10 protein-coding genes are annotated in these 15,356 nt (G+C 72.7%); 4 read left to right on the plus strand and 6 right to left on the minus strand.

From position 1 onward, the window contains the following. Positions 1-90: 90 nt before the first annotated feature. Entirely contained in the window at positions 91-1,545 is a 1,455-nt protein-coding gene (locus ABT122_RS10595; protein ID WP_351548445.1) for an MFS transporter, read from the minus strand. Between the two features lie 632 nt (positions 1,546-2,177). Here ABT122_RS10595 and dusB point away from each other — a divergent pair. The 3 genes from dusB (at position 2,178) to ABT122_RS10610 (ending at position 8,055) form a co-directional block, all read left to right on the plus strand. Continuing rightward, on the plus strand, positions 2,178-3,371 hold the full coding sequence (dusB, locus tag ABT122_RS10600; RefSeq protein WP_351548448.1) for a tRNA dihydrouridine synthase DusB: 1,194 nt from the start codon (positions 2,178-2,180) through the stop codon (positions 3,369-3,371). Positions 3,372-3,721: 350 nt separating this feature from the next. Continuing rightward, complete coding sequence (gene ppdK / locus ABT122_RS10605; RefSeq protein WP_451069350.1) at positions 3,722-6,541, plus strand: pyruvate, phosphate dikinase; 2,820 nt, start codon at positions 3,722-3,724, stop codon at positions 6,539-6,541. Between the two features lie 461 nt (positions 6,542-7,002). Beyond that, positions 7,003-8,055 (plus strand): ArsR/SmtB family transcription factor, encoded by a 1,053-nt coding sequence (locus ABT122_RS10610; RefSeq protein WP_351548452.1) that lies wholly within the window; start codon positions 7,003-7,005, stop codon positions 8,053-8,055. Positions 8,056-8,218: 163 nt separating this feature from the next. On the opposite strand, the gene ABT122_RS10615 is transcribed toward ABT122_RS10610, so the two are convergent. Together ABT122_RS10615 and ABT122_RS10620 are read right to left on the minus strand one after the other, a co-directional pair. Further along, the gene (locus ABT122_RS10615; RefSeq protein ID WP_351548661.1) at positions 8,219-9,382 is read right to left on the minus strand and encodes an alkaline phosphatase PhoX; all 1,164 of its coding nucleotides are present in this window, start codon (positions 9,380-9,382) and stop codon (positions 8,219-8,221) included. 170 nt (positions 9,383-9,552) lie between these two features. After that, positions 9,553-11,601 (minus strand): APC family permease, encoded by a 2,049-nt coding sequence (locus ABT122_RS10620; protein WP_351548455.1) that lies wholly within the window; start codon positions 11,599-11,601, stop codon positions 9,553-9,555. A gap of 378 nt (positions 11,602-11,979) precedes the next feature. Here ABT122_RS10620 and ABT122_RS10625 point away from each other — a divergent pair, with 378 nt between their 5' ends. Beyond that, positions 11,980-12,699, plus strand: coding sequence for a hypothetical protein (locus ABT122_RS10625; protein WP_351548458.1), 720 nt, complete (start codon positions 11,980-11,982; stop codon positions 12,697-12,699). A gap of 79 nt (positions 12,700-12,778) precedes the next feature. Here ABT122_RS10625 and ABT122_RS10630 read toward each other — a convergent pair whose 3' ends face one another. The 3 genes from ABT122_RS10630 to ABT122_RS10640 form a co-directional block, all read right to left on the minus strand. Further along, positions 12,779-13,705, minus strand: a complete 927-nt coding sequence (locus ABT122_RS10630; protein WP_351548460.1) for an oxidoreductase — start codon at positions 13,703-13,705, stop codon at positions 12,779-12,781. 57 nt (positions 13,706-13,762) lie between these two features. Further along, positions 13,763-14,491 carry a class F sortase gene (locus ABT122_RS10635; RefSeq protein ID WP_502976128.1) on the minus strand — a complete coding sequence of 243 codons (729 nt, stop codon included), beginning with the start codon at positions 14,489-14,491 and terminating at the stop codon, positions 13,763-13,765. A gap of 96 nt (positions 14,492-14,587) precedes the next feature. After that, positions 14,588-15,259, minus strand: a complete 672-nt coding sequence (locus tag ABT122_RS10640) for a GVDTG sorting domain-containing protein (RefSeq protein ID WP_351548463.1) — start codon at positions 15,257-15,259, stop codon at positions 14,588-14,590. Between the last annotated feature and the right edge of the window lie 97 nt (positions 15,260-15,356).

A 15,356-nucleotide genomic window follows, 5' to 3' on the forward strand; every position in this document is an offset into this window, starting at 1 on the left:
GCCGGCGCTCCGCGTGGGCTCCCTCCTCCGCCTCGCGATCCACGGCACCGGACCCCGCTCACCGATCCGGCCCGATCCGAAAGAAACTCCCTAGCCCGGGCGCCCGCCGGGCCGGGAGGTCTCGGCCCCGGCGGGTTCGGCGGGCTCCGCCAGCCGCCCGGCGCACCGCGAGGCGGTGCGCCGGGCCCAGGCGCCGCTGGTGAGCGCGCCCACCACCAGCACGGAGAGCCCGCACCCGGCGATGATCCACCAGGCGGGCCGTGAGGCCGCCACAAAGGCGTCCGCGTACCCGGGGCCGGTGGCGCCGACCGTGACACCGGCCGCCAGGACCGTGCCGATCACCGCGACGCCCAGCGTCTGCCCGATCTGCCGGCTGGTGGAGGCGACGGCGGCGGCGACCCCCGCCTGGGCGCGCGGCATCCCGGAGACGGCCGTATTGGTGATCGGGGTGTTCACCAGCCCGAAGCCGATCCCGAAGAGCACATAGCCGGTGAAGAGCAGCACATCCGAGGTCTCCGCCTCGAAGGCCGCGAAGAGCACCCCGCAGGCCCCCATCGTGACGCCCGCGATCAGCAGCGGCAGCCGGGGGCCCCGGCCGGCCACCATCCGCCCCGACAGCGGCGCGCAGACCAGGGCCATCGTGGCCATGGGCAGCATGTAGAGACCGGCGTGCAGCGCGGAGTAGCCGCGCGCGTTCTGCAGATACAGGGTGTTCAGAAAGAGGAACCCGGCGAGCGCGGCGAAGGCGCTGATCGCGATGACCGTGGCCCCGCTGAAGGGCGCGCTGCGGAAGAAGCGCAGATCGATGAGGGGTTCGCGGCGCCGGGGCTCGTACACCACCACGCCCGCCAGGGCGATCAGCGCGATCGCGCCGAAGACGGGGTCGGTCTCGATGATCGCGTAGGTGAGGGAGCCCAGCAGGGCGATGATCAGCAGCTGCCCCACCGGGTCGGCGCGGCGGGGTCTGGGCGCCTTGGACTCGGGGATGTAGCGCCAGGTCAGCAGGAGGGCGCCGATACCGACGGGCAGATTGACCCAGAAGATGGAGCGCCAGCCGATGGTGTCGACCAGCAGCCCGCCCACGATCGGCCCCGCCGCCATCGAGATCCCGACCACCCCGCCCCAGATCCCGATGGCACGGGCCCGTTCGCCCGGGTCGGTGAAGGTGTTGGTGATGATCGACATGGCGACCGGGTTGAGCATGGAGCCGCCGATCGCCTGGATCATCCGGAAGACGACGAGGGACTCCAGGGTGGGGGCGAGGGAGCAGAGCAGCGAGCCGAGGGTGAAGAGGATCAGGCCGGCCATGAAGACCTTGCGCCGTCCGATGCGGTCGGCGGTGGAGCCCGAGAGCATCAGGAGGGAGGCCAGGACGAGGGTGTAGGCGTCGATGGTCCATTGGAGGCCGGAGACGGAGGCGTGGAGGTCGTGGCCGATGGAGGGGAGGGCGACGTTGAGGATGGTGTTGTCGAGGCTGACGATCAGGAGGGAGGTGCAGCAGATCGCCAGGATCAGGAGGCGCCGCCGGGGGGCTGGCTCGGACATGCCTGGACAGTACGACCCCCCGCCTCCCCTCGCACCCCCCGGCCGCGAGCCGCCCCCGCCCCTCCACGCCTCAATCTCCCCCGGAGCCATGGGCAACCCGAGCGATTTCAGCCCGTCCGGGGGCACCTCCCGGAGGCAGCTCTGGGGGAGTTTGAGGACGGACCCCGCTCCGGGGGTGGCCCGAGCAAATTCAGCCCGTCCGGCGTTTGAGGACGGACCCTGTGCCACGGGAGCCCCGCACTGTGCGGGCCACGGTCGGGGGCCGGCCCCCGAACCCCCGCTCCTCAATCGCCGGAGGGGCTGGGGTGGTGCTCCTCAGTCGCCGGAGGGGCTGGGGTGGTGCTGCTCAGTCGCCGGAGGGGCTGGGGTGGTGCTCCTCAGTCGCCGGAGGGGCTGGGGTGGTGCTGCTCAGTCGCCGGAGGGGCCGGGGTGGTGCTGCTCAATCGCCGGGGGGTCTGCTCAGCGCGTCTGGGGGTGCCTCCAGTGTCATGGGCAACCCGAGCAAATTCAGCCCGTCCGGCGATTGAGGACGGACCCCGGGGCACAGGGGCCCGCATCCTGCGGGGGCGCACCGTGAGGCACCCCCCCCGGGAGGGGCGCACCCACCGCAGGGGATGCGGGACAATGAAGGAATGACCACGCTCGCCCCCGCGTCCCCCCTCTCCATCGGCCCCCACACCGTCCAGCCCCCCGTCATCCTCGCCCCCATGGCCGGCATCACCAACGCCCCCTTCCGCACCCTCTGCCGGGAGTTCGCCGAGGGGGTCCGGGGGTTCGGAGGGGTGCCCGCGCGGGGGGCCGACGCGGGGTCCAAGGGGCTCTTCGTCAGCGAGATGATCACCACGCGGGCGCTGGTCGAGCGCAATGACAAGACCATGCAGCTGATCCATTTCGACGCCCACGAGACCCCCCGCTCCATCCAGCTCTACGGTGTGGACCCGGTCACCGTCGGCAAGGCGGTCCGCATGATCGTGGACGAGGGGCTCGCCGACCACATCGATCTGAACTTCGGCTGCCCGGTCCCCAAGGTCACCCGCAAGGGCGGCGGCTCCGCCCTCCCGTACAAGCGGCCCCTGCTGCGGGCGATCCTCCACGAGGCCGTCTCCAACGCCGGGGACCTCCCGGTCACCATGAAGATGCGCAAGGGCATCGACGACGACCACATCACCTATCTCGACGCCGGCCGGATCGCCGTCGAGGAGGGTGTCACCGCCATCGCGCTGCACGGCCGCACCGCCGCCCAGCACTACGGCGGCACGGCGGACTGGGACGCCATCGCCCGGCTGAAGGAGCACGTCCCGGAAATCCCGGTGCTGGGCAACGGCGACATCTGGTCGGCCGACGACGCGCTGCGGATGGTGCGGGAGACCGGCTGCGACGGTGTGGTCGTGGGGCGCGGCTGTCTCGGACGGCCCTGGCTCTTCGGCGATCTCGTCTCGGCCTTCGAGGGAACGGGCGGCGCCGCCGCGCCCACCCTGCGGGAGGTCGCCGGGGTGATGCGCCGCCACGCCGAGCTGCTCGGCGAGTGGATCGGCGACGAGGCGCGCGGAGTGATCGACTTCCGTAAGCACGTGGCCTGGTACCTCAAGGGCTTCGCGGTCGGCTCCGAGATGCGCAAGCGGCTCGCGGTCACCTCCTCGCTCGCCGAGCTGGACGAGCGGCTCGCGCTGCTCGACCTGGACCAGCCCTGGCCCGCCGGCGCGGACGGCCCGCGCGGGCGCACCTCCGGGAACAACCGGGTGGTGCTCCCGGACGGCTGGCTCAAGGACCCGTACGACTGCTCCGCCGTGAGCGCCGAGGCCGAACTGGACACCTCCGGCGGCTGACCGCCCCGCCCCCCGCACCCTCCCCCCCTGCACCGCTCGGCGTGCTCCACCCGGTCCGGATGGTGGACCGGCGGGTCCTTCGGGCGCGTGATTCTCGCCACCCCTGATAGGGGTGCCGCTCAGATGAGCGAAATAGTGGCGACTGCATCTCTCGGAAGGGTGGCACGGAGTGCCACCCTTCGTGGCTTCACTCCCTCAACACCCGGCTCCCCACTCGTCACCGTGCGTCGCACCGGCCCCCGTCACCGTCGCCTTGGGTGGGCATGGATTCAAGCCTTGAAGCGGCGAAGGCCGCCCGGGCGCTCCCCGGTCGCCTTTCGATCCGCTGGCGGACGGGTGGTTACGGCCCCATGACGACCAGGTGGACGTACCCAGACGCCTTTGATCTGGGTATGTTCCTCGCCGTCAGGGCAGCCACCGAGCCTCTTGAGGAGTCGAGAGACGTGTCGGAAAAGAACGTTCAGCCGGACCAGAAGTTCGTCTACGACTTCACCGAGGGCAACAGGGACCTCAAGGATCTCCTCGGCGGGAAGGGTGCGAACCTCGCCGAGATGACCAACCTCCGGCTGCCCGTCCCTCCGGGCTTCACCATCACCACCGAGGCCTGCAAGGTCTACCTGGAGAGCGGCGCGGAGCCCGCCGCCCTGCGCGACGAGGTGAGTGCGCACCTCGAAGCGCTGGAGCGCCGCATGGGCAAGAAGCTGGGCCAGGCGGACGACCCGCTGCTGGTCTCGGTGCGCTCGGGCGCCAAGTTCTCCATGCCCGGCATGATGGACACCGTCCTCAACATCGGCCTCTCCGACGCCTCCGTGGCCGGCCTCGCCGAGCAGTCCGGCGATGAGCGCTTCGCCTGGGACTCCTACCGCCGGCTCATCCAGATGTTCGGCAAGACCGTCCTCGGCGTCGAAGGCGACCTCTTCGAGGAGGCACTCGATGCCACCAAGGAGGCCAAGAAGGTCAGCGTCGACACCGATCTGGACGCGGCCGATCTGAAGGCACTGGTCAAGCAGTTCAAGAAGATCGTCAAGTCCCGGGCGGGGCGGGACTTCCCGCAGGACCCGCGCGAGCAGATGGACCTGGCCGTCACCGCGGTCTTCGACTCCTGGAACGGCGACCGCGCCAAGCTCTACCGCCGCCAGGAGCGCATCCCCGGCGACCTCGGCACCGCCGTCAACATCTGCTCCATGGTCTTCGGCAACCTCGGCCCCGACTCCGGCACCGGGGTCGCCTTCACCCGCGACCCGGCCAGCGGCCAGCAGGGCGTCTACGGCGACTACCTCCAGAACGCCCAGGGTGAGGACGTCGTCGCGGGCATCCGCAACACCGTGCCCCTCGCCGATCTGGAGAAGATCGACAAGGTCTCGTACGACCGGCTGATGCAGATCATGGAGACCCTGGAGAACCACTACCAGGACCTCTGCGACATCGAGTTCACCATCGAGCGCGGGCAGCTCTGGATGCTCCAGACCCGGGTCGGCAAGCGGACCGCGGGCGCCGCCTTCCGGATCGCCACCCAACTCGTCGACCAGGGCCTGATCGACGAGGCCGAGGCCCTCCAGCGGGTCACCGGCGCCCAGCTCGCCCAGCTGATGTTCCCCCGCTTCGACGAGGCGGCCCGGGCCGAGCTGCTCGGCCGGGGCATCGCCGCCTCGCCCGGCGCCGCCGTCGGCAAGGCCGTCTTCGACTCGTACACCGCCATCAAGTGGTCCCGCTCCGGCGAGAAGGTCATCCTCATCCGCCGCGAGACCAACCCCGACGACCTCGACGGGATGATCGCCGCCGAGGGCATCCTCACCTCGCGCGGCGGCAAGACCTCCCACGCGGCCGTCGTCGCCCGGGGCATGGGCAAGACCTGTGTCTGCGGCGCGGAGGAGCTGGAGGTCGACACCAAGCGGCGCCGGATGACCGCCGGCACCACCGTCATCGAGGAGGGGGACGTCGTCTCCATCGACGGCTCCACCGGCAAGGTCTACCTCGGCGAGGTGCCGGTCGTGCCGTCCCCGGTCGTCGAGTACTTCGAGGGCCGGATGCACGCGGGCGCCGACGACGCCGACGAGCTGGTCGGCGCCGTCCACCGGATCATGTCGTACGCCGACCGGGTGCGCCGGCTGCGGGTGCGCGCCAACGCCGACAACGCCGAGGACGCCCTGCGCGCCCGGCGGTTCGGCGCCCAGGGCATCGGGCTCTGCCGCACCGAGCACATGTTCCTCGGCGAGCGCCGCGAGATGGTCGAGAAGCTGATCCTCGCCGACACCGACGACGAGCGCACCACCGCGCTGGAGCAGCTCCTGCCGCTCCAGAAGAAGGACTTCATCGAGCTGTTCGAGGCGATGGACGGACTGCCGGTGACGATCCGGCTGCTCGACCCGCCGCTGCACGAGTTCCTCCCGGACATCACCGAGCTGTCGGTGCGGGTGGCCCTCGCCGAGTCCCGCAAGGACCACAACGAGAACGATCTCCGCCTCCTCCAGGCCGTCCACCGGCTGCACGAGCAGAACCCCATGCTGGGCCTGCGGGGCGTACGGCTCGGTCTGGTCATCCCCGGTCTCTTCGCCATGCAGGTCCGGGCCATCGCCGAGGCCGCCGCGGCCCGCAAGGACGCCAAGGGCGACCCGCGCGCCGAGATCATGATCCCGCTGGTGGGCACCGTCCAGGAGCTGGAGATCGTCCGGGACGAGGCCGAGCAGGTCATCGCGGAGGTGCGGGCCGCCACCGGGGTCGAGCTGAAGCTCGCGCTCGGCACCATGATCGAGCTGCCGCGTGCCGCGCTGACCGCCGGACAGATCGCCGAGGCCGCCGAGTTCTTCAGCTTCGGCACCAACGACCTCACGCAGACGGTCTGGGGCTTCTCCCGGGACGATGTGGAGGCGAGCTTCTTCACCGCCTACCTGGAGAAGGGCATCTTCGGTGTCTCGCCCTTCGAGACCATCGACCGCGACGGCGTCGGCTCGCTGGTGCGGAGCGCGGTGGCGGACGGGCGGGCGACCCGCCCCGATCTGAAGCTGGGGGTCTGCGGGGAGCACGGCGGTGACCCGGAGTCCGTGCACTTCTTCCACGAGGTGGGGCTCGACTACGTCTCCTGCTCGCCGTTCCGCATCCCGGTGGCGCGGCTGGAGGCGGGGCGCGCGGCGGCACTGGCCCCGAAGGGTGACGGGACCGGCACGCGCTAGGTCCTCAACAGGCCCCGCGGCGGCGGCTGTTGCGCCCGGGGCCGCAGTGCCCTTCGGTTTCTTTCGGTACTTCCGTAAAGACCTTGGTGAATAGGGTCTTGATACGAACCGTACGCCAGTGAGACCGATCTTGACGGAGCCGTAAATTCTGTCGTTCGCCTGAGAAACGGAGGGCGGGGCGCGGCCTGTAGATCCCCATCCACGGGCCGCGCCCCATTACCCCAGCCGAACAGGGAGCCGCACCTTCTGTCACCCGCCGCCGGATGTGCGAAGCCCCCCACGGTCTTCGCTCATCCATCGGAGACAGAAGGAACCTGCCCGACGCCGTACAGCCTTTCGGTTCGCACCCAACTCGGGCGAGACATTTCAACTCTGGCTGAAACTCCGTGGTAACCGCCTGTGATGACGTGCATACTCAGTGATCGGGGCGATTGCGGGTGCAACAGTGGGGGTTCGGTTCAGTGCTGCGTATCCATTTCACCGGCGATGACCTGGCCAGAGTGAGAATGGCCACAAGGCCGGATGCGCTGTGGGAAACGATTCTCAGTTTTCATCGATTGAGAGAGCGCCGCCGCGCTCAGATGTTCGGCGAATGGCGGACGGAAACCCGAACGCGGTTGAATGGTGAAACAAGCCTGCTCTCCGCTCTGGTGCCGCCCCGGGGATATTTCCCGGACTTTCTCACTCCGCGCGAGGGCAGCGGCGGGCTGGAGGCGGGACTTGAGGCGATCCGGGGGACCGCCCCCGGGCGCCTCCATTCCGAACTGGCCCTTGTGACGGCCGCCGCCGGAACCACCCCGGAACAGAAATCCGACCGAACGACCGAACGGCCCGCCGAGCGCGCCGCCGAACGGGCCGGGCGGCTCGCCGGACTCGCCGAGGGCCGCGCCGAACCCCTCGCCCGGCTCCTCTCCGTACTGCGCAGCTATCACCGCGCCGCCATCGAGCCGTACTGGGCCCACATCCAGGCCCGGGTCGAGGCCGACCGCGCGGTGCGGGGCCGGGCGCTGCTCGACGGCGGCACGGCCGAACTGCTCGGCTCGCTCCCGCCCGTGCTGCGCTGGCGGGCCCCCGTCCTGGAGTCGGACTACCCGGTCGACCGCGAAGTGACCCTGGACGGCCGGGGGCTGCTGCTCCAGCCCTCGTTCTTCTGCCGGGGCACCCCGGTCGTCTACCGGGACCCCAGCCTCCCGCCGGTCCTCGTCTACCCCGCCGCCCACAGCCCCGAGCCCGCCTTCGGGGAGAGCGCCGGCACCGCGCTGGGCCCCTCCCTCGGCCGGCTGGTGGGCCACACCCGCTCCGCCGTCCTCCAGGCCATCCGCTACGGCTGCACCACCAGCGAACTCGCCCGCAGAGCCGGGGTCTCGCTCGCCTCCGCCAGCCAGCACGCCGCCGTGCTCAGGGAAGCGGGCCTGGTGCTGACGCTGCGCCACGGCAACGCCGTGCTCCACACCCTGACCCCGCTGGGCGCGGCCCTGCTCCGGGGCGGCGCCCCGGCCGAGGCCACCGGCTGACCGGCCGCGATCACGACCGCGATCACGACCAGGGCCACGACCAGGGCCAGGATCAGGACCGGGGCCAGGACCGGGGCCACGACCAGGATCAGGACCGGCCCCGTACCGGCCGACGGATGCCGTACCGGCGGGCCCGGCCCGCGCCGTGGACGCCGCCGGGTGGCTACGACCGGAAGGGGCCGGTCACCTCATAGGTGATGCCACCCGCCGCCGAACCGCTCGTACCGTACTGGCTGGAGAAGTACAGCCGGGAGCCGTCCGGGGAGAACGCCGGGCCGGTGATCTCCGACGACGACTGCCCCTCGACCCGCAGAAAGGTCGCCACCTCGCCCTCCCGCGTGATCACACAGATGTCCATGGTGCCGCCGTCCTCCGCCACGAACAGATCGCCCGACGCGCTGCCGGTGACATTGTCGACCCCCGTGAGCGGCGTCCCGCCCGTCTCGACCAGGGAGTCGTCGTACGCCAGCCCATAGGTGCCGTCCGCCGCGTCCAGCTCCCAGACCCGGTTGTCCCCCTTGGTGGTGAACCAGACCGTGTCATCGGCATAGTGACACCCCTCGCCGCCGCTGAACCGCTTGGCCCCCGCGACCTGCCGGCGCGTCGGGGTGTCCACCGCCGCCGGATCGGGGACATCCGCCCAGGTGAACCGGCCCGAGGTGGCGGTGGACGCGATCAGCACCTGGAGCGTGCCGGTGGCGAGCGAACCCCAGACGGTGGGGACGAAGCGGTACAGACAGCCGTCGGGCTCGTCCTCCGTCAGATACACCACCCGCCGTACGGGGTCGGCCGCCGCCGCCTCGTGCTTGAACCGGCCCATCGCGTCCCGCCGCACCGCCGCCGCGACCCCCCAGGGATCGGTCTCGTACACATGGCCGCGCCCGACCTCCTCGCAGGAGAGCCAGGTGTTCCACGGCGTCCGCCCGCCCGCGCAGTTCTGCCGGGTGCCGGAGAGGATGCGGTACGCGCCGGTGATCTCACCCGACGCCGAGAGGACCACCGCGCTCGCCCCGCCCGAGGGGTTGATCTCCGAGTTGGAGACATAGATCCACCCGGTGCCGTCCGCGAAGCACGCGCCGCCGTCCGGGGCGCTGTGCCAGCGGTACGAGGTGCCCGCGACCGGCTCCCCCGAGCGCGCGATCACCCGGCTGCCGAACCCGCTCGGCAGCGCGATGCCCCGCGCGTCCGCCGGGAGCAGCGCGCCGTACGGGCCGGGGCCGGGCTGCGCCGGGTCCGCGTGGGCCGCGCCCCGCCACAGCGAGCCGCCGAACGCGGCGGACGCCGAGGCGCCGATCACCGCCGTGCGCAGAAAGCCCCGCCGTTCGATCCGCCGTTCGCTCCAGCGTTCCATGTGCCGCTCCATGCGTCGGTGACAGCCCGCACCGCCGGGCGGCGGCGCGGGGCCGCGCGACGAGGGAACCCGGAGGGCGCCGGGTTGACGGTGCGTCAACCCGGATGGACCCGTACGGCCCGGACCCCGGGGAATACCGGGAGGTCCTAGCGGTTCCGGAGGTTCGGCGCCCGCCCAGTATCGGGGAGCCGGAAGCGCAACCGGCAGATCACCGCGTCCGTGTCCCGGCGGACCGCGTGCGCCAGCACCGCCCCGCGCTGGTTCTGGAGCAGCCGCTGCCACAGCCGGCGGGGCTCCACCTCCGCGATCAGCACCGTGACCCGGGTCCCCGGGTGGTAGCGGTGGATGCGGCGGACATACTCCGACACCGGCCGCCCTATCGTCCGGTGCTCCGCGTTCAGCTCCACCAGCTCGACCCCCGGGTTCCACCGCTCCCAGTCCCGGCGCAGCGCCCGGGACTCCGCCCGGCCCTCCGCGTCCTGATGGGTCACCGTCACCGCCCGCACCTCGTCGCCCAGCGACACGGCCGCGTTCACCGCCTCGCAGGTCAGCCGGGACAGATGCGATACGGGAACGATCACCAGCGACCGGTCCCGGTGCGGGGCCTCCGGCACCCGGCCCAGGCCGATGCCCTCGTCGATCCGCCCGTACGCCCCGTGCACCCGCTCGAAGAGCAGCACCAGCACCGGCAGCGCGATCACCACCAGCCAGGCGCCCTCGGTGAACTTGGTGGCGGCGACCACGACCGCGCTCACCCCCGTGAGCACCGCTCCCAGACCGTTGAGCACGGCCCTGCGCCGCCACCCGGGGGAGCGGTGCGCCCGCCAGTGGACCACCATGCCGGTCTGGCAGATGGTGAAGCCCACGAACACCCCGATCGCGAAGAGCGGCACCAGGGTGTTGGTGTCGCCGCCGGAGAAGAACAGCAGCAGGGCCGCGACGGCGCCCAGGGCGACCACGCCGTGGCGGTGCACCTCCCGGTCGGCCTTCAGCCGGAAGACATGCGGGAGGTAGTTGTCGCGGGCGAGCAGCGACATCAGCACCGGCAGCCCGCCGAAGGAGGTGTTGGCGGCGAGCGCCAGCAGGACGACGGTGGCGAACTGGACGACATAGAAACCCCAGTTGTGGCCGAGGGAGGCGTCCGCGAGCTGGGCGAGGACGGTCACGCCCTCCACCGGCTGGAGATGGAAGCGGCCGATGAGCACGGAGAGGCCGATCAGCATCACCCCGAGCAGCGCGCCGAGGGCGACCTCGGTGCGCTGGGCGCGCCGGACGGCCGGTGCGCGGAAGGACGGTACGGCGTTGGCGACCGCCTCCACCCCGGTCAGCGCGGAGCAGCCGGACGCGAACGCCTTCAGCAGGAGGAGCGCGCCGACGGTGGTGGCGCTGTCGCCGAGCACGGACGCGTGCCCGGCCGCGGCCTCCGTGGACGCCGGGGTGTCCCGGAGGAGCCCGGCCACGATCACGGTGAGGATCGAGCCGACGAAGACGGCGGTGGGCACGATGAAGGCCTTCGCCGAGTCGACGATGCCGCGCAGATTCACCCCCGTGACCAGCACCAGCACACCGAGGCAGAGCACCAGCCGGTCGTCGTACAGCTCGGGGAAGGCCGAGGTCAGCGCGGCCACGCCCGCCGTGACGGAGACCGCCACGTTCAGTACGTAGTCGAGGATCAGCGAGGCGGCGGCGACCAGCCCGGTGCGGCGGCCCAGATGGGCGCGGGCGACGGCGTAGGAGCCGCCGCCGTCCGGGAAGGCGGCGATGACCTGGCGGTAGGAGGCGACGAGGACCGTCAGCAGGGCGGCGATGGCGAGGGTGACGGGCAGGGTGTGGCCGAGCCCGGCGGCGCCCGCCGCCGCGAGGACCAGGACGATGGCCTCGGGGCCGTACGCCACCGAGGCCATGGCGTCCAGGGAGAGCGCGGCCAGGCCCTGGAGCGAGGTCAGCCGGTGCCGCTCACCGCCGCCGTCACCGTCGGGCCCGGGGGGCCGTGCGGTCGCTCTGCCGCGCGGCGGGCCGGGGGTGCTGGGGGTGCTGGACGCCCCGGGGGTGCTGGACGCGCTGGGGGCGCCGGGTGTGCTGGACGCGTCCGGTGCGGCGGAGGCGCCCGATGTGCTGGGTGTGCTGGGTGTGCGGGGTGTGTTGGGTCCGCCGGGTGTGCCTGGTCCGCCGGGGCGCGTGGGGAGAGTGGTCATCGTGACGGGGAACCTCCGGTGGTGGGCCCGGAAGTGTGCGCCGGCCCGCGCCCCGACGGCCGAGCCGGCCAACGGCAGCCCCAGCGTGCCGGGGCGCCCGCCGCCCGCCGTGCCGTTTTGTCATGTTCCATGCGCCGGTGCGCCCGGTCTTCACACGACTTTGACGCCCCGCGTAGAGAACCCGTCAGCGGTTCTCCCGACAGGCGGACAGCGGGGGCCGCGCGGCCCTACCGTCCCCCCATGGAGAGCGAGAGCGGAAGTGGGCGCCGGAACGGCGAGGCGCGGGGGAGCGGGGGCGCCCCTGACCGGGGACCCGGTGACGCCGGGTCAGCCGGCGGGGGTGGGTCCGCCGGGTCCGCCGGTGCGGGGGACGGGTGCGTGCCGGGCGGTGGCGCGGGCGGGGCGGGAGCGTCCGCCGGGCCCGGCGAGCGGGCCGCCGGGGGCGGCGGGGTCGGCGGGGTCGGCGGGTTCGGCGCGCCGGCCGAGGCCGGGGCGGCCGGGAGCCCCGCTGGGGCCACCCGGACCGGGCCCGGGGGGTTCCTGCTCGGTGACGGCGGCCCCGGTGACGAGGGGTTCGCCCGGGCCGAGCGCCGGGAGACGGTGCTCGCGGAGGACCGGCGGTGGGTGGGCGACATCCGGGCCGCCGCCTTCTGCGCGCTCAGCCTCGGAGTCCTCCTCCACCTCATGGACTTCTCCGGCGGCACCCTCGACGGCTCCCGCTCCGCCCTGTGGACCACCCTCTCGGTCACGCTCTTCGCCGTCCTCTTCCCGCCCCGGGTGACGGCGGGCCGCCACTGGCTCTCCGTCCGGGGACTGTTCCGCGAACGCCGTGTCAGCACGGATCTGCTCACCCGGGCGGCCCGTCGGGGCGGTGTGTCCCAGCGCATCGTGCTCACCGACATCCGGGGCCGCCGGGTCGAGGTGGACCCGAGCACCCTCGCCGGCAACCCCCTGCTCTGGCACGAACTGGACCGGGGCGTCCGCAAATCCCGGGAGCGCGGACTGCTCGGCACCGGCTCCGCCATGCTCCAGCACCTCTCCGACCGGATCGAGGCGGACACCGTCCGCGCCGTCTTCGAGGTGTCCGAACTCCGCTAGGACCTGCCCGGGCGGTGCCGGGCCCGCGGCTTCCCCGGGCGGTGCCGGGCCCACCCGGCGCTCAGGGCGCTCAGGGCGCTCAGGGCGCCAGCCCCTCGTACACCACCCCCGTGAGCTGCTCCGACGCCACCCACAGCCGCTCGCCCGCCACATCGCTGCGGGTCCACCCGGTCCGCCAGGAGGGCGCGGGGGCGCCGCGCCAGCCGAGCCGGCCCGGGCCGGTGAAGGAGTCGGGGCGCACCCCGGGCGCGGTCGCCGCGTACAGCGTCGGGAGCGCGCCCGCCGTCGCGGTCTGCGCGAGCACCAGATTGCCGAGGCGCACCACCTGCTCGGCGGCCCGGCGCCCCTCCATGCGCGGCCCGGCGGTCTGGAGGTTGGTGGAGGCGTACCCGGGGTGGGCGGCGGCGGCCACGACCTCGGAGCCGGCCGCCGCGAGCCGCCGCGCCAGCTCGTGGGTGAAGAGCAGATTCGCCGTCTTGGACCGGCCGTACGCGATCCAGCGCCGGTAGTGGCGTTCGCTGTTGAGGTCGCCCATGTCCAGATTGGCCAGGGCGTGCATCCCGCTGGAGACCGTCACCACCCGGGCGCCCGCCGTGCCGAGCAGTCTCGGCAGCAGCAGCCCGGTGAGCGCGAAGTGGCCGAGGTGGTTCACCCCGAACTGGGTCTCGAACCCGTCGGCGGTCCGTCCCTGCGGCAGCGCCATCACCCCGGCGTTGTTGATCAGCAGATCGAGCCGGTCGTGCGGAAGGCGCGCCGCGAACTCGCGCACCGACGCCAGATCCCCCAGGTCCAGCCGCCGGCACTCCACCTCCGCGCTGGGCACCGCCCCCCTGATCAGCCCCTCCGCCTGCCGGCCGCGCTCCTCGCTGCGACAGGCGAGTACCACCCGTGCGCCCTTGCGGGCCAGCTCCCGGGCCGTGATCAGACCGATGCCGCTGTTGGCGCCGGTGACCACGGCCGTCCGTCCGTGCTGATCCGCCATGTCGCTGGTGCGCCAGCCCGCCATCGCCCTCACCCTGACCCTTCGCCGTGCCCGTCGTCCGGGCGCTCAGCGTAGGAGCCGTCAGGCCGGGGAGCCACTCTCCACGGCGGGGCCGGTGTCCAGCGCCGCCGCCCCGGGCCCCGGCGCGGACTCCGGCGCGACCGGGGGCCCGGCCTCGGGTCCCGCTCCGGCGCGCACCCCGATGAGATGGGCGAAGGCGACCACATTGCCCTGGTATCCGCCCTTCTCGCTGAAGCCGCCCCCGCAGGTGATCACCCGCAGCTCGGCCCGCCCCCGGGGCCCGTACACCTTCGCGTCGGGGAACTCCTCCGTCCCGTACACCTCGATCGCGTCGATGGTGAACACGGCGGTACGCCCGTCCTGGCGCGAGACCTCGATCCGGTTGCCCTTCTTGAGCGCGCCGAGCCCGTAGAAGACAGCGGGCCCCTTGGCGTTGTCGACGTGCCCGGCGACGACGGCGGTGCCCTTCGAGCCCGGGGGAGTCCCGTCGCGGTACCAGCCGGCGAGGTTGCGGGCATCGGGCGGCGGCACCTCCAGGCTGCCGTCCCGGGCGAGTGCGAGGCCCATGAGCGGGGTGTCCACATCGATGTACGGGATGCGCAGCCGCACCGGTCCCGACGGGGGCAGCGGGTCGGCCGCCGCCTCGGTGTGCTCGTGCGGTCCCGCGGCGAAGGCCTCGGCGGCCGACGGCATGGGCGGGGTGACGTTCTGAGCGCCGTTCTGCACCAGCCACAGGCCCGCGCAGACGGCCGCGGCAATGCCCCAGCCCTTGGCCCGGTCGCCGCTCATCGCTCCTCCTGATGGGTCTCCCCGCCCCCGGCGGGCCGCGGTGGGCCCGCCGGGGGCGGGGTGACGGCGGGTGACGGCCGGTCTCGGAGCCGTCCGTCAACTGCCCTGCGCGCCGCTCGCCCGGCGACGCAGGAGCAGGGTCCCGCCGGCGCCGGCGGCGACCAGTACGGCCACCCCCGCCGCCATCCGGTCGGTGTCGGGGGCGACACTGCCCCCGACACCGGTCTGTACATGACCACTGGGCTGCTGATGGTGCTGCTGCCCGCCCGAGTCGTTCTCCTCGTATCCACCCGAGCCGTGGTCACTGGCGCCGCTGCTGTGTCCGCTGCTGTCGCCACTGCTGTTGCCGCCACTGTCGTGCGAGCCCGATTCCTCGCCCTCGTTCTTGTTGCTGTACGAGGCGGACTCGCCGTCGCGGTGGCGCAGGGTCACCTCACCGGTGACCCGTTTGCCGTTGGCGCAGCGCACACTGACGCCGTACGCCCCGGCCTGGACCCCGTGCGGGACCAGGAACTGCCCCACCACGGACTCCTTGTGGGAGCCGGGGGACATCCGGAACTCGCCCGCACCCAGGGAGCGGGCGTCTCCGACGCCCTGGCCCTCCTCGCCGCAGGCGGTGGTATTCGCGGTGACGGTCGCCCCCGGGGCGGCGGTGGATGGGAACACCTCCAGGGACTCGGGGTCCCCGGCGTACGCTCCGGGGGCCGTGAGGCCTATGGTGGCGACCGCCAGTCCGGCAGAGATGAACAGTCGGGCGGTGGTGCGCATGGAGTTCCTCCGAAAAGCGTGGTGCTGACTACGTCACCTCAGAGATAAGGCGCACCGCGCCTCCCACGCCTGCTGATGGGGCATCAGATTTTTCCGC

The organism is Streptomyces sp. NPDC001985, assembly GCF_040296845.1.
In the GTDB taxonomy this organism is placed as follows: Bacteria; Actinomycetota; Actinomycetes; order Streptomycetales; family Streptomycetaceae; genus Streptomyces.